General features: G+C 72.4%; 15 protein-coding genes. 11 read left to right on the top strand and 4 right to left on the bottom strand.

The window, feature by feature from the left end; genetic code table 11:
- Positions 1–229: 229 nt before the first annotated feature.
- Positions 230–1,468, bottom strand: a complete 1,239-nt coding sequence (locus ABTY15_RS25425) for a styrene monooxygenase/indole monooxygenase family protein (RefSeq protein ID WP_350599753.1) — start codon at positions 1,466–1,468, stop codon at positions 230–232.
- 185 nt (positions 1,469–1,653) lie between these two features.
- Between ABTY15_RS25425 and ABTY15_RS25420 the strand changes: the two genes are divergently transcribed.
- Both ABTY15_RS25420 and ABTY15_RS25415 read left to right on the top strand, forming a co-directional pair.
- Positions 1,654–2,013 carry a zinc ribbon domain-containing protein YjdM gene (locus tag ABTY15_RS25420; protein ID WP_350599750.1) on the top strand — a complete coding sequence of 120 codons (360 nt, stop codon included), beginning with the start codon at positions 1,654–1,656 and terminating at the stop codon, positions 2,011–2,013.
- A gap of 189 nt (positions 2,014–2,202) precedes the next feature.
- Positions 2,203–3,438, top strand: coding sequence for a serine hydrolase domain-containing protein (locus tag ABTY15_RS25415; protein WP_350599747.1), 1,236 nt, complete (start codon positions 2,203–2,205; stop codon positions 3,436–3,438).
- Between the two features lie 19 nt (positions 3,439–3,457).
- On the opposite strand, the gene ABTY15_RS25410 is transcribed toward ABTY15_RS25415, so the two are convergent.
- The gene (locus ABTY15_RS25410; RefSeq protein WP_350599744.1) at positions 3,458–4,132 is read right to left on the bottom strand and encodes a helix-turn-helix domain-containing protein; all 675 of its coding nucleotides are present in this window, start codon (positions 4,130–4,132) and stop codon (positions 3,458–3,460) included.
- 315 nt (positions 4,133–4,447) lie between these two features.
- On the opposite strand from ABTY15_RS25410, the gene ABTY15_RS25405 reads away from it, so the two are divergent.
- The 3 genes from ABTY15_RS25405 (at position 4,448) to ABTY15_RS25395 (ending at position 8,708) form a co-directional block, all read left to right on the top strand.
- On the top strand, positions 4,448–5,272 hold the full coding sequence (locus ABTY15_RS25405; protein ID WP_350599741.1) for a slipin family protein: 825 nt from the start codon (positions 4,448–4,450) through the stop codon (positions 5,270–5,272).
- 253 nt (positions 5,273–5,525) lie between these two features.
- Positions 5,526–7,139, top strand: coding sequence for a C40 family peptidase (locus ABTY15_RS25400; protein WP_350599737.1), 1,614 nt, complete (start codon positions 5,526–5,528; stop codon positions 7,137–7,139).
- A 180-nt stretch (positions 7,140–7,319) separates the two neighbouring features.
- On the top strand, positions 7,320–8,708 hold the full coding sequence (locus ABTY15_RS25395) for an FAD-dependent oxidoreductase (protein ID WP_350599734.1): 1,389 nt from the start codon (positions 7,320–7,322) through the stop codon (positions 8,706–8,708).
- A gap of 40 nt (positions 8,709–8,748) precedes the next feature.
- Here the strand turns inward: ABTY15_RS25395 and ABTY15_RS25390 are convergent, their stop codons facing one another.
- Entirely contained in the window at positions 8,749–9,366 is a 618-nt protein-coding gene (locus ABTY15_RS25390; RefSeq protein ID WP_350599732.1) for a TetR/AcrR family transcriptional regulator, read from the bottom strand.
- A 278-nt stretch (positions 9,367–9,644) separates the two neighbouring features.
- Between ABTY15_RS25390 and ABTY15_RS25385 the strand changes: the two genes are divergently transcribed.
- The 6 genes from ABTY15_RS25385 to ABTY15_RS25360 all read left to right on the top strand — a co-directional run bounded on the left by ABTY15_RS25385 (position 9,645) and on the right by ABTY15_RS25360 (position 17,270).
- Complete coding sequence (locus ABTY15_RS25385) at positions 9,645–10,874, top strand: serine hydrolase domain-containing protein (protein WP_350599730.1); 1,230 nt, start codon at positions 9,645–9,647, stop codon at positions 10,872–10,874.
- Between the two features lie 353 nt (positions 10,875–11,227).
- On the top strand, positions 11,228–12,688 hold the full coding sequence (locus tag ABTY15_RS25380) for a glycoside hydrolase family 16 protein (protein WP_350599727.1): 1,461 nt from the start codon (positions 11,228–11,230) through the stop codon (positions 12,686–12,688).
- A 195-nt stretch (positions 12,689–12,883) separates the two neighbouring features.
- Positions 12,884–14,425, top strand: coding sequence for an MFS transporter (locus ABTY15_RS25375; protein ID WP_350599723.1), 1,542 nt, complete (start codon positions 12,884–12,886; stop codon positions 14,423–14,425).
- 83 nt (positions 14,426–14,508) lie between these two features.
- Entirely contained in the window at positions 14,509–14,898 is a 390-nt protein-coding gene (locus ABTY15_RS25370; RefSeq protein ID WP_350599719.1) for an SCO5389 family protein, read from the top strand.
- Positions 14,899–15,083: 185 nt separating this feature from the next.
- Positions 15,084–16,103 (top strand): LLM class flavin-dependent oxidoreductase, encoded by a 1,020-nt coding sequence (locus ABTY15_RS25365; RefSeq protein WP_350599717.1) that lies wholly within the window; start codon positions 15,084–15,086, stop codon positions 16,101–16,103.
- A gap of 159 nt (positions 16,104–16,262) precedes the next feature.
- Positions 16,263–17,270 carry an NADP-dependent oxidoreductase gene (locus tag ABTY15_RS25360; protein WP_350599713.1) on the top strand — a complete coding sequence of 336 codons (1,008 nt, stop codon included), beginning with the start codon at positions 16,263–16,265 and terminating at the stop codon, positions 17,268–17,270.
- A 79-nt stretch (positions 17,271–17,349) separates the two neighbouring features.
- On the opposite strand, the gene ABTY15_RS25355 is transcribed toward ABTY15_RS25360, so the two are convergent.
- Positions 17,350–17,784, bottom strand: coding sequence for an ester cyclase (locus ABTY15_RS25355; RefSeq protein ID WP_350599709.1), 435 nt, complete (start codon positions 17,782–17,784; stop codon positions 17,350–17,352).
- Positions 17,785–17,950 lie beyond the last annotated feature (166 nt).

Raw genomic sequence — 17,950 nt, 5'->3', positions numbered from 1 at the left:
GGGCGGCGTGGCCGGATTCCGCGCAGAGCGCGCGGTGGACGTGCCGGACGTACTGCGGAGCCGTAGCGTCCCGCCGCCCGTCGGCGAGCGTAAGGGCCGACGCCGAGCCATGCACACGACTCCTCCCCACTTTGGCCGATTCCCCTCCACAACAGGCTCAAGATCATCTCTTGCCCCAGCCGCGCTCGAGCAGAACGTCGGAGTCCCGCCGCGCCCGGAAAGGTCCCACTCAGCCCTGCGATGTGACCGAGGCCAGATAGGCCGCCGCCTTCGCCGGGTCGAAGTACCACTCCTCCAGGTCACCGGGGTTGTTGAAGGCGTTGGCGAACCGGTCGGCCACGGGCTGGAGTTGTTGCGCGGCGACGATCAGCTCCAGGACGTGGTCCGGCGGCGGGGCCAGCATCACATTGGTCCACGCGGTGCCGGGCCGCGCGTCCTCCCAGAACCGGTCGAAGGCGGCCTGCATGAAGTCGCGGTCGAACGGCCGGTCGCCGTGGGCGAGGATCGCCTCCAGGTAGCCGGTCGCGCACTTGGCGGCGTTGTTGGAGCCCTGGCCGGTGAGCGGGTCGTTGGAGACGACGACGTCGGCGACGCCCAGCACCGCGCCGCCGCCCGGCAGTTCGCCGACGGGGCGACGGACCACCGGGGTGAGGCGCCCGGCGAGGGTGGCGCCGGCGTCGGTGAGTTCGACCCCGCCCCGGGTGCGGTCGTACTCCCAGGGGGTGAAGGTCCTCATCAGCTCCAGCGTGACCCGCAGGTGTTCGGCCGGGTCCCGGATCTCCGCGAAGACGTCCAGCGGACCGCCCGGGACGGCCTCCCACAGCACGATGTCGCACGGGCCGGCCTCGGTGAGCGCCGGGATGACGAACCCCTCGCCGACGCCCGGCACGACGTTGCACCGCAGGCCGGGGAAGTCGTGCTCGGGCCGTGGCGCGAGCCCGTGCACATAGCTGACGGCGAGCGCGCGCTGCGGCCGGTCGAACGCGGACCTCTCCTCGTCGCGCTCGAAGAGGGAGCCGAGCGCACCCTTGCCGGAGGCGACCAGCACCAGGTCGTACGAGCGGGCGAGGTGGTCGAGGTCGGCGGCGCTCACCTGCCGGACGACGACCCGGCCGCCGCGGGCGGCGAAGGTCTCCAGCCAGGTGGACATCTTCATCCGCTGGTCGACGGACTGCGCGGGGCGGTCCAGCCGCCCGACCCAGTCGATCACCCGCGCGGACTCCGGGCCGGTGACGGACACCCCGATCCCCTCGATCTGCGGGGCCCGGTCCGCCCACAGGTCCAGGCCGAGGTCGCGTTCGGTCCGCAGCGCGGCGTCGTACATGCACTGGGTGGAGAGCACCCGGCCGCCGCGGATCGCGTCCGCGTCCCGGTCGGTCATCACGGTCACGTCGTAGTCGTGGGACTGGAGCCCGAGGGCCAACTGGAGGCCGGCCTGGCCGGCACCGATGATCAGAACTCTGCGCATCGCTCCTGAATACCAGTCAGTAACCGCGTGGTCCATGGTACGGACAGAGGTGCACAGAGGGCCGGCACCCTCCGTCACTGTGCGGAACCGACTCCCGGCGAGCGAGCGATTTGAAAAATTCTTCAAGTTCATACATGCTGTCGTGCCGGCCGCCGCCCCCTGCACCGATAGGACGACCTGAGCACATGAGCGACAACCTGCCCCCGTGCCCGAAGTGCTCCAGCGAGTACACGTACGAGATGGACGCCCTGATGGTCTGCCCGGAGTGCGGCCACGAGTGGGCGCCCGCCGAGGGCGACGCGGAGGGCGCGGCCGGCGCGGGCGAGCGCGTGATCAAGGACGCGGTCGGCAACGTCCTCCAGGACGGCGACACGGTGACCGTCATCAAGGCCCTCAAGGTCAAGGGCAGCGTCTCGGGCATCAAGGCCGGCACCAAGGTCCGCAACATCCGCCTGGTCGACGGCGTCGACGGCCACGACATCGACTGCCGCATCGAGGGCTTCGGCGCCATGCAGCTCAAGTCCAGCGTGGTCAAGAAGGCCTGACCCGCCCCGGAACACCCACGGAACGGCCCGTACGAGCGGTGGCTCGTACGGGCCGTTCCGTCGCGTCCCGTCCCGGCTCCCGGCCCTGCTCGGCAGGAGGCGTCCGGCACGACGCCCAACGGGTGACGTTCATGCGGGTCACCGGCCGCCGGGGCCGGTGCCCGGGCGCTCACGGCCGATAGTGCCGACATGAAACCCACCCGCTCCACCTCCCTGCTGCGCCTCGCCGCGCTCACCGCGGTGACCTCCCTCGTCGCGCTCGGCACCCCGGTCACCACCGCCGCCGCTGCGGCGAGCACCGGAGGCCACCACCGACCCTGCGTCGGTTCGCGGCTGCCCGACCACGGCCCCGCCCGTGACGTCCTGCGGATCGCCGAGCAGGCCAAGGCGGAGCTGGACCTCAAGTCCGTCATCCTGCGGGTCACCGTCGACGGTCACGAGCTCGTCACCACCGCGCTCGGCGAGTCGATGACAGGGGTCCCGGCCGAGCCCGCCATGCACTTCCGCAACGGCAACGTGGCGATCAGCTACCTGGGCACCGCGCTCCTGCGGCTGGTCGACCAGGGCAGGGTCGGGCTCGACGACACCGTCGAGCGCTGGCTGCCCGACCTGCCGCACGCCGACCGGATCACCCTGCGGATGCTCGGCGCCTCCACCACCGGTCTCATCGACTACGTCCGGGCCCCCGGTTTCGGCGCGGCCGTCTACGCGGACCCGTTCCGGCAGTGGTCGGCCGACGAGCTGGTCGCCATCTCGACGCACGCCGACCGCCTCTACGAGCCACCGGGTACCAACTGGAACTACTCCCACGCCAACTTCGTCCTCCTCGGGGCCGCCCTGGAGAAGATCACCAACACCCGGCTGGACGTCCTGCTCCAGCAGGAGGTCCTGGAGCCGCTCGGGCTGCACGAGACCAGCAACAGCTTCACGCCCGACATCCCGACCCCCGTCCTGCACGCCTTCACCGCCGAACGCGGGACGTACGAGGAGTCCACCTTCTGGAACCCCTCGTGGACCACCGCCCCCGGCGCGGTGGAGACCACCGACATCTGCGACCTGGCCCGCTCGGCCGTCGGCATCGGCGCGGGCGAGCTGCTCTCCCCCGCCGGGTACCAGCAGCTGCTGAACCCGGGGACGGTGGGCCTAGGCCACGCGACCGACACGTGCCCGGAAGACGTCTGCATCGCGCAGACCGAGGCCACCCACTACGGGATGGGCCTGCTCGTCCTCGACGACTGGGTCTCCCAGCACCCACTGTTCTTCGGCTACTCGGCCTCCCAGGACTACCTCCCCTGCGAGCACCTGGCCATCGCCGTCTCGACCACCAACGGACCGAACGCCCCGGCGAGCCACAACGCGCATGTGATCGCCCAGCGGATCGCGGCCGCGCTCGCCCCCGACCACCCGATCCCCGACTTCGGCTGAGCCGGCCCACGCGGGGCCCTCAGCCGCTCACCAGGCGGCGGCCGGTGAGCTCCTGGGGGCGGATGCGGACCCAGTACGGGCGGTCGCCGCCGGCCCAGGGGGTGGAGCCGGGGAGGGCGGCGAGGCGGCTCAGCTCGGCGGGGTCGTCCACGTGGTGGGCCGGCCCGAGGGCGAGGACGCTCCAGCCGCGGCCGAGGTACTCGTCGATGTGGTCGACCTGGAAGGAGACGGCCGTGCCCTCGGCCGGGGCGGCGGAGCCGGACTCGGCGGTGCGGTAGGCGAAGGTCCCGGCGTCGACCACGTAGTTGACCGGGTAGACGACCGGCCCGGGCTGGACGGGCAGACCGATCCGGCCGACTCCGTGGGTGCCGACGAGCTCCCAGCACTCGGCCTCGGTGAGGCTCTGGAGCAGCGGGTGGGGGCCCGCACCGCCCTGTCCGGGCGGGGCGTCGGGGCGGCCTTCGAGGAGCGCGTCCCGGGTGGTGCCGAGCGCGGCGGCGATCCGCAGGAAGCCGCCGGGGTCGAAGGCGGGGCCCGCTTCGAGCAGGTGGCGCAGGTAGCGGGGGGCCATGGCCGCCTGGCGCGCCAGGGCCTCCTCGTCCAGGCCGAGTTGTTCGCGGCGCTCGGTGATCCGGCGGGCCACGGCAGCGGGTTCGGTCCGGTGGACGGCGTCCGGGTCGGGGGTGTCGTTCACGGTGGCGGCTCCTCGGCTGTGCCGGTGCCCGGGGTCGCGTCCGGCGGTGGTGACCAGGCCGGACCCATCCAAGCGCCCGGTCTCCGGTAAGTCGAGCAACGGCGGGGCGGCGTGCGTGTCGGCGCCGTGCACAGCCACGCCGGTACCGACCACGCGCCCGACCAGGGGTGTTAAGGAGCCGTCAGGAGATCGCCGCACGCGTCTGTCGGTCCCCGGGCGCCGCGCGCATACTGTGCAGCGCGGCTCGCACCCGAGCGACGGGGCCCACTCCGGGCCCGGCCCGGCTGCGCCGCGACGGGGAAAGGTCGAACGAACGTGGCAATTCTCGTGATCGTCGCCGTGCTGGTGCTGTTCTGGCTGCTCACCGGCCTGCGGGTGGTGCAGCAGTACGAGCGCGGCGTGGTGTTCCGGGTCGGCCGGGTGCGCGGGCAGGTCCGCGAGCCCGGCGTGACCCTGCTGATCCCGGTGCTGGACCGGATGCGCAAGGTCAACATCCAGGTGATCACCATGCCGGTGCCCGCACAGGAGGGCATCACCAGGGACAACGTCTCGGTGAGCGTCGACGCGGTGCTGTACTTCCGGGTCGTCGAACCGATCAAGGCCACCGTGGACGTGCAGAACTACTCCTTCGCCATGCTCCAGGTCGCCCAGACCTCGCTGCGCTCGATCATCGGCAAGAGCGAGCTGGACGACCTGCTCTCCGGCCGGGAGAACCTGCACCAGGGCCTGGAGATCATGCTGGAGAGCCCGGCCGCCGGGTGGGGCGTGCACATCGACCGGGTGGAGATCAAGGACGTCAGCCTGCCGGACTCGATGAAGCGCTCGATGGCCCGTCAGGCCGAGGCCGACCGGGAGCGCCGGGCCCGGATCATCACCGCCGACGGCGAGTTCCAGGCCGCGGCCAAGCTCGCCGAGGCCGCCGCCAAGATGACCGAGACGCCGGCGGCGATGCAGCTGCGGCTGCTCCAGACGGTGGTGGAGGTGGCCGCGGAGAAGAACTCGACGCTGGTGCTGCCGTTCCCGGTGGAGCTGCTGCGGTTCTTCGAGGCCTCGGCCGCCCGGGTCTCCGAGGGTGGCGCCGCCGCGGCGTCCCCCGCCGTCCCCGCCGTGCCCGGTCAGGCCGCGGCCGACGGCAGCTGACGGTCCGTCCGTCTCCGGCGCCGTGCGGGTGGGAGTGGGGACGTCTCCACTTCCCCCGCCCGGCCGTCCCACTCCCCAGCTCACCGGCCGGAGACGGCACTGGGACGACTCCGGACGGCCCTGGGACGGCCCAGCGGCCGCCGGTACGGATCGGCATTCCGCAAACTGATGGTCCGTCGGATCGTGGCGGCAAGGCATCAACCACCGCGCATCGACGTCAATCTGACCGACCCTCAACTGCGGAGGACCACCCGTGAGTAGATCGCTTCCCGCCCGGCGCCGGATATCGCTGGGCCTGAGCCTGGCGGCCGTGCTCACCGGCGTCGGCGCGTTCACCGCGACCGCCACCGGCACCGCTTCGGCCGCGACCGCGCCACCCGTCGGCAGCCCGGTCAGCATCCAGTCGCCCGCCTGCCCGACCTACCTCCAGCAGGGCGAGACCGACGGCTGCGTCACCCAGCTCCAGATGGAGCTCGACCTGACCGGCGCCAAGCTCGGCGCCGACGGGCAGTTCGGCCCGGCCACCTACAACGCCGTCCGTACCTTCCAGTCCGCACACGGCCTCGACGTCGACGGCATCGCGGGCCCGGCCACCAAGAACGCGCTGGACACCGCGGCCGCCACCGCCTCGGGCGACGTCGACCTGAACACCTCCTGCTCGACCATGTCGCTGGGATCGAGCGGCGCCTGCGTGGCGACGCTCCAGCGCCTGCTCAACGCCCACGGCGCGGGCCTGGAGCCGGACGGCAAGTTCGGTCCCGCGACCGACGCCGCCGTGCGCACCTTCCAGTCCGCGCACGGCCTGGTCTCGGACGGCATCGTCGGCCCGGCCACCAAGGGCGCGCTGTACGGCACGAGCGGCGGCGGTTCCGACCTCAACCTGCTCAGCGACTGCGGCCAGCTCCAGCAGGGCGGCCAGGGCGGCTGCGTCACCACGCTCCAGCAGCTGCTCAACCGTTTCGGCGCCGGCATCGGCGTGGACGGCCAGTTCGGCCCGGCCACCGACACCGCCGTCCGCAACTTCCAGTCCGCGCACGGCCTCGCCGTGGACGGCATCGTCGGCCCGGCCACCAAGAACGCCCTGTACGGCCTCGGTTCGGGCGGTGGCTCCGGCAGCGGCACCGCCACCAACCTGGACCTGCGCACCCAGTGCGGCAACCTGCAGAGCGGCACGACCGGCAGCTGCGTCGCCACCCTCCAGGCGATCCTCAACAACTCGGGCGCCGGGATCGGCGTGGACGGCCAGTTCGGCCCGGCCACCGACACCGCCGTCCGCAACTTCCAGCGCTCGCACGGCCTGACCGCGGACGGCATCGTCGGCCCGGCCACCAAGAACGCCCTGTACGGCGGCGGCTCCGGCCCGGGCTCCACCGGCACCCCGCCGCCCGGTGGCCCGATCGACTCCAACAAGGTCCTGAGCGCCACGAAGACCTTCCTCGGCTACCCGTACGTGTGGGGCGGCGGCCACTCGCTGCGGGGTGAGGGCCCCGGCCCGTCCCTGGGCACCTGCGACGGCTACACCGGCTCGATCCAGCCGTGCCCGGCCAACTCCACCGTCGGCCTGGACTGCTCGGGCCTGGTGCGCGCCGCGTACTGGTTCGGCGCCGGGATCGACCTCGGCAACGGCGGCAACACCAACGACCAGACCTGGGACCGGCGGACCCTGCCGATCTCCGAGTCGCAGCGCCAGCCCGGTGACATCGAGTTCTTCGGCTCCGGCCCGCACAACACGCACCACGTCGTCATCTACGCCGGCACCGACCCGTCCACGGGCGCGGACATGATGTTCGAGGCGCAGCAGACCGGCACCGACGTGCACTACGTCGGCCTGCGCACCGGCGGCTACTGGTACCACGTGGTGGCCTGACCCACCCGGTAGTGCCCCCGGACCGGCCGGGGCGGGACCGCCGCACGCGTTCCCGCCCCGGCCATAGGTCCGTTCTATGACCCCATAGGTCCGCCCCTCCTACACCGCCCCGCCCCGGCCGGGTTGGCTGCGAGCATCCCGTTCGCCTCCCCACCGCGCCCGCCCGGAGGAACGCCCACGATGCCCAGCTCCACCAGCACCGCACCGGCCCGCCCGATCAGGGTCGCGATCGTCGGCGCCGGCCCCGCCGGCATCTACGCCGCGGACGCCCTGCTGAAGTCCGACGCCGCCCAGGACCCCGGTGTCTCGATCGACCTGTTCGAGCGGATGCCCGCGCCGTTCGGCCTGATCCGCTACGGCGTGGCGCCGGACCACCCGCGGATCAAGGGCATCGTCACCGCGCTGCACCAGGTGCTCGACAAGCCGCAGGTCCGCCTCTTCGGCAACGTGGACTACCCGTCCGACCTCGGCCTGGACGACCTGCACCGCTTCTACGACGCGGTGGTCTTCGCCACCGGCGCGACGGCCGACCGCCCGCTCGGCATCCCCGGCACCGGGCTGGACGGCTCCCACGGCGCGGCCGACTTCGTCTCCTGGTACGACGGCCACCCGGACGTGCCGCGCGACTGGCCGCTGGAGGCGGAGCAGGTCGCGGTCCTCGGCGTCGGCAACGTCGCCCTGGACGTCGCCCGGATCCTCGCCAAGACCGCCGAGGAGCTGCTGCCCACCGAGATCCCGCCGAACGTCCACGCCGGCCTCCGGCGCAACCGGGCCCGCGAGGTGCACGTCTTCGGCCGCCGCGGCCCGGCCCAGGCCAAGTTCAGCCCGATGGAGCTGCGCGAGCTCGACCACTCGCCGACCATCGAGGTGATCGTCGACCCCGAGGACATCGAGTACGACGCCGGGTCGGTGGCCGAGCGGCGGGCCGTCAAGCACGTCGACCTGGTCGCGGCCACCCTGGAGAACTGGGCGATCCGTGACGTCGGCGACCGCCCGCACCGGATCCACCTGCACTTCTTCGAGTCCCCGGTGGAGATCCTCGGCGCGGACGGCCGGGTCGTCGGGCTGCGCACCGAGCGCACCGAGCTGGACGGCACCGGCAACGTGCGCGGCACCGGCCGGTTCACCGACTGGGACGTCCAGGCCGTCTACCGGGCCGTCGGCTACTACTCCGACGAGCTGCCGAAGCTGCCGTTCGACCCGGTCTCCGGCACCGTCCCGCACCGGGCGGGCCGTGTGCTGGACGGCGACGGCGCGCACCGGACCGCGACGTACGTCACCGGCTGGATCAAGCGCGGGCCGGTCGGCCTGATCGGCCACACCAAGGGCGACGCCAACGAGACCGTCGCCTGCCTGCTGGACGACCACGCGGCCGGCCGGCTGCCCGGCGCGGCCGAACCCGACCCGGCGGCCGTCGTCGAGCACCTGCGCCGCCGGGCCGTCCGGCACACCACCTGGCAGGGCTGGCAGCTGCTGGACGCGTACGAGCGGGCGCTGGGCGAGGCCGAGGGGCGCGAGCGGGTGAAGGTGGTCGAGCGGGAGGAGATGCTGCGCCACAGCGGCGCGTAGGGCGTGTCGTTCGGATCACGTCGGGCCGGCGCCCGGGGGGTCAGGCGCGGACGATCGGCAGCAGCACCTCGTCGACGATCTCCTCGGGGTCGAGCCGGACCGCGGCGCCGCCGCACATCTTGATCCGGTACAGCATGAGCGCCGGGACGACGTCGGTGACCAGCGGGGTGACCGATCCCGGGCGGACCTCGCCGCGGCCGGCGCCCCGGGCCAGCACCTCGCCCAGCAGCCGGGTGGTCGGCTCGACCACCCGCTCCAGCACGATCTCCAGGAACGCGTGGGCCCGCTGGTGGTCGAGCTCGCTCATGATCGCGCGCACCGCGGCGCCCGGTTCGCTGAACATCGCCGTGCGCAGCCTGGCCACCACCGCCAGCAGGTCCCCGCGCAGGGCACCGGTGTCGGGCGCCGGGCCGGCCTGCGGCAGGCAGGCCCGCAGGGCGTCCTTCACCAGCTCCTCCTTGGAGGGCCAGCGCCGGTAGAGCGCGGCCTTGCCGGTCTGGGCGGCGGCGGCGACGCCCTCCATGGTGAGCCGGGCGTAGCCGTCGCTGGTCAGCTGCTGGAGGGTCGCCTCGAAGATGGCGCTCTCCAGCGCCTCGCCGCGCCGCCGCGGCGGGCCGGCCGTCGCCGCTCCGCGGGTGGTCCCAAGTTCAGCGGCCATGGCTGCGCACCTTCTCCGGCGTCCTCGTCCCCCGGTTCTCCCGGTTCCCCCGGTTCCCCCGGTTCTCCCGGTCTTCGTCCAGGGACACTGTCGATGTTAGTGAACGAACTCGTTCCCTCCCAAACATCCGGCCCCGGCCGCGCGCGCGTCGCGCCCACCGGCCCTCCGAACGAGTGGACTCGCTCGGACCCGCGCCCGCGCGGGGCCGCCGCGCCCGGGCTCCGGTGGTGAGGTTGCACGTCCGATCCCGTGCCGTGACCTGGAAGAGGCGCCCCGACGTGCGACGTACCCACCACCGCCGACTGTTCGCCGCGACGCTGTTCGTGATGTCCGTACTGGCCCCGGTGACGGCGGCCCCCGCCGCGACCGTCCACGCCCAGACCGTCCGTGCCACGACCGTCCGTGCCGCGGTCGCCGACCGCTCCCACCGCGACGACTGTCCGTCGGACGGTCTCGACCCCGCGCTGACCGCCCGGCTGGACCAGGCGATCGCGGACGTCCGCCGACAGGCCGGCATCCCCGGCGTCGTCGTCGGGTTCTGGCAGCCCGGCAAGGGGTGCTACGTCCGCGCGACCGGCGTCGCCGACACCACCACCGGCGCGCCGATGACCACCGACTCCTTCTTCCGGATCGGCAGCGAGACCAAGACCTTCACCGTCACCGCCCTGCTGGAGCTCGTCGACGAGCACCGGATCGGACTGGACGACCCGATCTCCGACTACGTCGACGGCGTGCCGTGCGGCCGCCGGATCACACTGCGTCAGCTCGCCGAGATGCGCAGCGGCCTGTTCCCGTACACCTTGGACGCGGACTTCCAGCACGACCTGCTGAGCGACCCGACGCGGTACTTCACCCCGCAGGAGGCGCTCGCGTACGGCTACCGGCACCAGAACACCTTCGGTCCGGGCGAGCGGTTCCAGTACTCCAACTCCAACCTCGTCCTGCTCGGCCTGGTGGTCGAGAAGGTGACCGGCCGGCCACTGGCCGAGGTCCTCCGGGAGCGGGTGCTGCGCCCGGCCCACCTGCGCCACACGCTGCTCCCGCACGGCCCCGAGTTCCCGCAGCCGCATCCGCGCGGCTACACCGACCAGACGCTGAGCGGCGCGACCGAGGACGCCACGGACTGGAACCCCAGCTGGGCCTGGGCGGCCGGGGCGATGATCTCCGACCTGCACGACCTGCGGCACTGGGCGGAGGTCGTCGCCACCGGGCGGCTGCTCAGCCCCGAGACCCAGGCGCAGCGGCTCATGACGCTGCCGACCGGCTTCCCCGGGACCAGCTACGGCCTCGGCATCTTCGAGACCAACGGGTGGATCGGGCACAACGGCTCCATCCCGGGCTACGAGACCGTGACCGTCTACCTGCCCGAGCAGCAGGCCACCCTGGTCATCGAGATCAACACGGATTCCAGCAGCCAGGGCCAGGAGCCGTCCACGCTCCTCGCCCGGGCGATCACCGCGATCGTCACCCCGGACCACGTCTACGACGGCTCGGCCTCCACGAAGTAGTAGCGGCAAGGGAGTTGACCGCGCGGCCGCGGTCGGCGGCGCTCCGGTCCGACCGGGTGTCAGCCGCTGTGGGACGCCTCGGCGTCGCGGTCAATTGGAGCGCTTTGTCCGAAAACTGGCTGTTTGGAGTATGGGCGAAGTCACACCGGGCTGGGGCGCCGCCGCCAAAACCGGCCCCCACCTGGCGTTTTGGTTAGGAGGACGGCCGCACCGGGGCCGGAACGATCGGGCACGGAGCTTGCGATCTCGGCCCGGTCTCGCGCAGGCTCCTCGACCATGCAGGTCCCGGCCCCTTCCCACAGAGGGGCCGGGGACTGCCGGTCCGAGGGGGGAACGAAAGGGTCCTCCCCACCATGCCCAGACATCCGAAGCACCGACGCGCCAAGTCGGCCGCCCGCCGGCGGATCGCGGCCCTCGGGCTCGCCGTCGCCGCCGTCGGGGGCGCCGCCGCAGCCTTCGCCGCCCCGGCCGACGCCGCCGAGCTCGTGACCGTGGACACCCTGGCGCTCTCCCCCACCGTGCCGAGCACCGGCAGCCCCGTCTCGGCGGTCGCCACCCTCCACGCGGCGCAGCACCTGACCGTCCGCTCCCTGGCGATCGCGGTGCGGTCCGCCAACGGCGGCAACTACGACTTCCCGGGCGCCACCCGGTCCGTCCTCGGCACCACCGAGACCACCTTCCAAGCGGGCAGCCGGACCTTCCCGGCCGGCAGCTACCAGTACTACGTCGCGTACCGGACGAGCGGCGGCTGGCACAAGCTGAGCCCGGTCCGCACCTTCACCTCGGACGGCGCCACGGTCACCCCAACCGGCACCCCGAGCCCGACGGCCTCCCCGACGGCCACGCCGTCGCCCGCCGCGACCGCGACCGCGACGCCGACCGCAACGCCGTCGCCGACGTCGAGCCCCACGGCCACGGCCTCCGCAACGCCGAGCGCGACCAGTTCGCCCACCGCGACCCCGACCGCCACCGCCACGGCCACGCCCACTGCAACGGCCACGCCCACGGCCAGCACCTCGCCGTTCGCCTCCCCGACGGCCACCCCCTCCGCCACCGCGTCGCCCACCGCGTCGCCCACCGCGACCGGCACCCCGTCCCCGACCGCGACGGCCCAGCCCTCCGGCACCGGCCCGATCGGCATCGCCGGCACCTGGAACCAGGTCTTCGACGACGAGTTCAACGGCGGCAGCCTGGACACCTCGAAGTGGGGCACCAAGTTCCCGTGGGCCAACGCGGGCAGCTGCACCCGCCCGGCCAACACCTACGAGACGGCCGGCTACGCCCCGTCCCAGGTGTCCGTCTCCGGCGGCGCGCTGCACCTGGCCGCCACCAAGCAGTCCTGCACCGCCGAAGGCGTGACCTACCCGTACACCTCCGGCATGGTCCAGTCCGACTCGCACTTCAACGCGACGTACGGCGCGTTCGAGGCCCGGATCTACCTGCCGGCCCAGCCGACCGGGCAGATCGCCAACTGGCCCGCGTTCTGGACGGTCGGTCAGAACTGGCCCGCGGACGGCGAGATGGACGTGATGGAGGGCATGAGCGGCACCGCCTGCTACCACTTCCACTCCCCGGCGGGCGGCCCGGGTGACTGCGCCAGCGGCGACTACTCCGGCTGGCACACCTACGGCGCCCAGTGGTCGCCCGGCTCGGTGACGTACTACTACGACGGCAAGCAGGTCGGCCAGATCACCACCGGGATCACCAGTGCGCCGATGTACCTGGTGCTGAACAACGCCGTCGGCGGCTACGGCGGCACCACCGTCGCCCCGGCGGACATGCAGGTCGACTACGTGCGCGTCTGGCAGCACTGACCCGCGGCACCCCCGGCCGGGCCGCTCCCCACCACCGAGGTGGGGAACGGCCCGGTCGGCGTTCGTGCGCCCGGGGCTCTCCGACTTCTCCCATAATGAACGGTTGTGTTCCCTATGTTCCGGGGATACCGTCGGTGTTAGTGAACGAACCCGTCCAGCCCCAGCGTTCACTCCCAAGCCATTGGGGGACCTGCCATGGCCACCTCGCGCGCCCTGGCCCCGGCTCCGCCCGCGCCCGCGCGACGGGGCCAGCACCCAGGGATAGCCCTCACCGTCATCGCCACCACCCAGCTCATGATCGTGCTCGACATCACGATCGTGAACATCGCCCTGCCGCACATCCAGCAGGCGCTGGGTTTCTCCACCACCGACCTGTCCTGGGTCATCAACGCCTACACGCTCACCTTCGGCGGGCTGCTGCTGCTCGGCGGGCGGATGGGCGACATCCTCGGCCGGCGTCGGGTGTTCATCGTCGGCGTACTGGTCTTCGCCCTCGCCTCGCTGCTCGGCGGGGTGGCGCAGTCCTCCGCGTGGCTGCTCGCCGCCCGGTCGCTCCAGGGCCTGGGCGGCGCCATCGCCTCGCCGACCGCGCTCGCCCTGATCGCGACCAACTTCAAGGAGGGGCCGGAGCGCAACCGCGCGTTCGGCGTGTTCTCCGCCGTCGCCGGTGCGGGCGGCGCGATCGGCCTGCTGCTCGGCGGCATGCTCACCTCCTGGCTGTCCTGGCGGTGGGTGTTCTTCGTCAACGTGCCCATCGGCATCGCGCTCGCCCTGCTGGCACCGCTCTACATCAACGAGTCCGAGAAGCACCCCGGCCGGTTCGACCTGACCGGCGCCTTCACCGCGACGGCGGGCATGGTCTCGCTGGTCTACGGGTTCATCCGTGCCTCCGAGCACGGCTGGACGGACTCCGTGACGCTGCTCGCGTTCAGCCTCGCCCTCGTCCTGCTGACCGCGTTCCTGCTCAACGAGCGGCGGGTGCCCCAGCCGATCACCCCGCTGCACCTGTTCCGCGACCGCAACCGCTCGGGCGCGTACGGGCTGATGCTGTGCGTGGCCGCGGCGATGTTCAGCATCTTCTTCTTCATCACCCTGTTCGTGCAGAACATCCTGGGGTTCAGCCCGCTGCGGGCCGGCTTCGCCTTCCTGCCGATCAGCGCCGCGATCATCGCCGCCGCCCAGTTCGCCGCCCGCAACCAGCTGCGGTGGGGCCCGAAGCCCTTCCTGGTCACCGGCTCCCTGCTGGTCCTGAGCGGCGTCTTCTGGGCGACCCAGATCGACATCAACACCACCTACGTCGGCGGGGTCCTCGGCCCGACCCTGCTGTTCGGCTTCGGCATGGGTTCGATCTTCGTCCCGGTGATGCTGACCGCCGTCTCGCACGTCGCCCCGCACGAGACCGGCGCGGCCACCGGCATGCTCAACACCACCCAGCAGGTCGGCGGCTCGCTGGGCCTGTCGATCCTGATCACGGTCTACGGCACCGCCAGCCGCAACGAGGCCCGCCAGCAGGTCGGGGCCTTCCTCCGGCAGGCCACCCCGCAGCAGGTCGCCGAGTTCAAGGCCACCGGGAGGCTTCCCGCGCCGTACTCCTCCGAGGTGCTGGTGCACGGCATCGCCAGCGCCTTCCAGATGGGCCTGGTGTTCGCCGCGCTGGCGGCGGTGATCGCCGTGTTCGTCATCAAGGTCAGACGGCCGGAGGCGGCGAGCGCCACTCCTTCGGGGGAGGCTCCTTGACAGGGCGTCATGGCGTCCGCGACAGTCTTAGGGGAAATGGTTTTCATCTCCAACAGACTTCGCCGTTCGCAAGGAGCCCCGCCATGTCGCTCGACGTCTCCCCCGCCCTCCTCGCCCAGGCCGAGCAGGGCGAGGTCAACCAGGCCGACTTCGTGGACACCGTCCGCGCCTCGCTGCCCTACGCCTACCAGGTCGTCGCCGGGCTCAGCGCCGAACTCGCCGCCGGTGACGGCGAGTTCGTCAACGACAACACCACCCCCAGCGACGAGGAGCGGGCCCAGCTGCTGCGCGCCCTCGCCAGCAACGCCATCCGCGGCAGCCTGGAGGACCACTTCGGGGTGAAGCTCGCCTTCGTCAACTGCCACCGGGTCGGCGCCTTCCGGCCCGGCGCCGAACAGAGCGACGCCTACCGCGAGTTCACCTCCCTGCACAACCAGATCCGGAACCAGAGCCCGGAGCTGCGCAGCTGCTGACCTGCCGCGTTCCCATTCGGGTGGTGCCGCTTCGGCGGCGCCACCCGCTCGACGTTGAGCGGGTGTTGCGCCGCGTTGCGCGTCGATGGCGATCCGGCGGGCGCGCTTGTCCGGTGGTCGTACGCGTGCCTAGGTTCGACGGGCACCCCGACCCCGGCCCTCCTCACACCCCCGCGGAGCCACCCATGCCGCCGACCCCACGACCGCTGCGCAAGCTGGGCTTCCTCACCATCGGCCTGTTCGACGAGGCCGACCCCCGCCAGGGCCACGAGTCCACCCTCGACCTCATCACCCTCGGTGAACGGCTCGGCTACGACAGCGCCTGGCTCCGCCACCGCCACCTCCAGTACGGCATCTCCTCCCCCGTCGCCGTCCTCGCCGCCGCCTCCCAACGCACCAGCCGCATCCACCTCGGCACCGCCGTCACCCCGCTCGGCTGGGAGAACCCGCTGCGGCTCGCCGAAGACCTCGCCACCGTCGACCTGCTCTCCGGCGGGCGCCTCGAAGCGGGCTTCAGCGTCGGCCGGCCCACCCACTGGGAGCAGGTCAAGGCGGCGCTCTACCCCGACACCGGCGAGCACGAGGACTTCACCCACACCCGCGCCGAACGCCTGCTCGCCCTCGTCCGCGGCGAGGCGGCCTCCGACTTCGTGGGCACCGAGGGCATCGAGGTGTACTCCCCGCGCGTCCAGCCGCACTCCCCCGGGCTGGCCTCCCGACTCTGGTACGGCGCCGGCAGCCTGCGCTCGGCCCGCTGGGCCGGCCGGAACGGCCTCAACCTGCTCGTCAGCAGCGTCGTCCGGGCCGAGGAGTCCGAGGACTTCGCCGAGATCCAGCTCTCGCACATCCGCACCTTCCGCGCCCACCACCCCGACGGCGACGACGCACGCGTCTCCCAGGGCCTCGTGGTCATCCCCACCGACAGCGCCACCGCCGAACAGCGCGCCCGCTACCAGGCCTACGCCGCCGCCCGCACCCCCCGCACCCGCGCCCCGCAGGGCCCCTCCCGCACGGTCTTCGCCCCCGACCTCGTCGGCCCCTCCGAGCAGATCGCCGAGCGCCTCCACGCCCACCCCGCCCACCGCGAGATCGACGAGGTCGCCTTCGCCCTCCCGTTCACCTTCGCCCACGAGGACTACGTCCAGATCCTCACCGACATCGCCACCCACCTCGCCCCCGCCCTCGGCTGGCAACCGTCCGCGTAGGGCTTTTCAGAACTCCCCGGTGGCCAAATCGAGTTCGAACGGAACCGGCAGCCGCAGCGAGAAGGACCGAACGGTCTGGGCCGGTTGCCCTGGTCAGATGAATAAGCGCTTGCTTAGAATCGGGCGTCCAGTGGAGCACTGCCGTCGCCAGGAGGCGTCATGACCGGAGCCAATCGCCAGATCCGCCTTGCCCGTCGGCCGGTCGGGGAGGTGCGGGCGGAGGACTGGGAGCACGCCGTGGAGGCGGTGGGGGTGGCCGGGGACGGGGAGTTCGTCGGCCGGACGCGGTACGTGTCGCTGGATCCGGCGATGCGCGGGTGGCTGGACGACCGGCCCTCGTACCTGCCGCCGGTGGGGCTGGGCGAGGTGATGCGGGCGGGAACCGTGGTCGAGGTCGTCGAGTCCCGGCACCCGCGGTTCCAGGTCGGCGACCACGTCACCGGGGCGTTCGGCGTCCAGGAGTACGTGGTCTCGGACGGCAAGGGCGCGCTGAAGGTGGACCCGGCGCTCGCGCCGCTGTCGACGTACCTCGGCGCCCTCGGCATGTCCGGGATGACCGCCTACTTCGGGCTGCTGGAGGTCGGGGCGCTCAAGGAGGGCGAGACCGTGGTGGTCTCCGGCGCCGCCGGGGCCGTCGGCACCATGGTCGGGCAGATCGCCAAGGTGAAGGGCTGCCGGGTGGTCGGCATCGCGGGTGGCCCCGAGAAGTGCGCGCTGCTGACCGACGAGCTCGGCTTCGACGCGGCGATCGACTACCGCACCGAGGACGTCCGCAAGGCGCTGCGCACGCACGCCCCGGACGGCATCGACGTCTACTTCGACAACGTCGGCGGCGAGATCCTGGACGCCGCGCTGACCCGGCTGGCGATGCACGCCCGGGTGGTGGTCTGCGGGGCGATCAGCCAGTACAACAACGAGACCGCCGTGCAGGGCCCGTCCAACTACCTGTCGCTGCTGGTGCGCCGGGCCCGGATGGAGGGCTTCGTGGTCTTCGACTACGCCCGCCGGTACGCCGAGGCGGCCCGGGAGATCGCGGGCTGGATCGGCGAGGGCCGGATCACGGTCAAGGAGCACGTGGTGGAGGGCGGGATCGCCGACTTCCCCGAGGTGTTCGGGATGCTGTTCCGCGGCGAGAACACCGGCAAGCTGGTGCTGCGGCTGACGTGAAACCACTGACGTGAGACGGCTGACCTGAAACAGCCGCGGGGTGGCGGCCAGGCCTGCCGCCACCCCGCGACCCGCTTCGTCAGAACGGGAGGGCGCCGAGCTGACGAAGCTGCGTGAGGACGTCGACGACGCCCCGGATCTCGGTGATCCGCCCGTCGACGACGCGGAGGATGAAGATCTCCTGGTAGCTGACGGTCTTTCCGGTGGGCAGCAGCCCCTGGTACTCGCCCCGGTGGGTGCCGGTCACCCGGTTCCGGGAGACGATCCGGTCGCCCTCGGTGATCGTCTCCTCGACGGCGACGTGGATGTCGGGAAAGGCGCCCAGCAGCACCCCCCACACCCGCTTCAGGGCCTCCCGGCCCGTCGCGCCCATCGGCACCGGCGCGTCGAAGCGCACGTCCGGGGCGACGAACTCGTCCATGGCCTTCGCGACGACCTCCGGGTCGCCGCTGTTCACGGCGGAGTGGAAGCGTTCGAGCATCGCGACGAGGTCTGCGGTCCCGGTTGTCGACATGGGGTGTCTCTCCTCTGTTCCGGGTCGGTCGGTGTCTGTCAGACCTTGAGACGGCACAGCGGCCCGGGATGTGACACGACCCGCGGAACTCCCTGCGTCACCCGGAGCCCCACCTCCCACTTGTGCTCCGAGGAAACGTTCTTCCGCTGTACGTCTGGTCGTCGGC

The organism is Kitasatospora sp. NPDC097643, assembly GCF_040302625.1.
Taxonomy (GTDB): domain Bacteria; phylum Actinomycetota; class Actinomycetes; order Streptomycetales; family Streptomycetaceae; genus Kitasatospora.
The sequence above is the reverse complement of the archived record's forward strand: the minus strand, read 5'-3'. Positions and strand labels throughout refer to the sequence as shown.

What these genes read in the sequence shown, in the direction of transcription:
- ABTY15_RS25425 (WP_350599753.1), bottom strand. Translation starts at nt 1,468, where the DNA reads ATGCGCAGAGTTCTGATCATCGGTGCCGGCCAGGCCGGCCTCCAGTTG.
- ABTY15_RS25420 (WP_350599750.1), top strand. Translation starts at nt 1,654, where the DNA reads ATGAGCGACAACCTGCCCCCGTGCCCGAAGTGCTCCAGCGAGTACACG.
- ABTY15_RS25415 (WP_350599747.1), top strand. Translation starts at nt 2,203, where the DNA reads ATGAAACCCACCCGCTCCACCTCCCTGCTGCGCCTCGCCGCGCTCACC.
- ABTY15_RS25395 (WP_350599734.1), top strand. Translation starts at nt 7,320, where the DNA reads ATGCCCAGCTCCACCAGCACCGCACCGGCCCGCCCGATCAGGGTCGCG.
- ABTY15_RS25390 (WP_350599732.1), bottom strand. Translation starts at nt 9,366, where the DNA reads ATGGCCGCTGAACTTGGGACCACCCGCGGAGCGGCGACGGCCGGCCCG.
- ABTY15_RS25380 (WP_350599727.1), top strand. Translation starts at nt 11,228, where the DNA reads ATGCCCAGACATCCGAAGCACCGACGCGCCAAGTCGGCCGCCCGCCGG.
- ABTY15_RS25375 (WP_350599723.1), top strand. Translation starts at nt 12,884, where the DNA reads ATGGCCACCTCGCGCGCCCTGGCCCCGGCTCCGCCCGCGCCCGCGCGA.
- ABTY15_RS25370 (WP_350599719.1), top strand. Translation starts at nt 14,509, where the DNA reads ATGTCGCTCGACGTCTCCCCCGCCCTCCTCGCCCAGGCCGAGCAGGGC.
- ABTY15_RS25365 (WP_350599717.1), top strand. Translation starts at nt 15,084, where the DNA reads ATGCCGCCGACCCCACGACCGCTGCGCAAGCTGGGCTTCCTCACCATC.
- ABTY15_RS25360 (WP_350599713.1), top strand. Translation starts at nt 16,263, where the DNA reads ATGACCGGAGCCAATCGCCAGATCCGCCTTGCCCGTCGGCCGGTCGGG.
- ABTY15_RS25355 (WP_350599709.1), bottom strand. Translation starts at nt 17,784, where the DNA reads ATGTCGACAACCGGGACCGCAGACCTCGTCGCGATGCTCGAACGCTTC.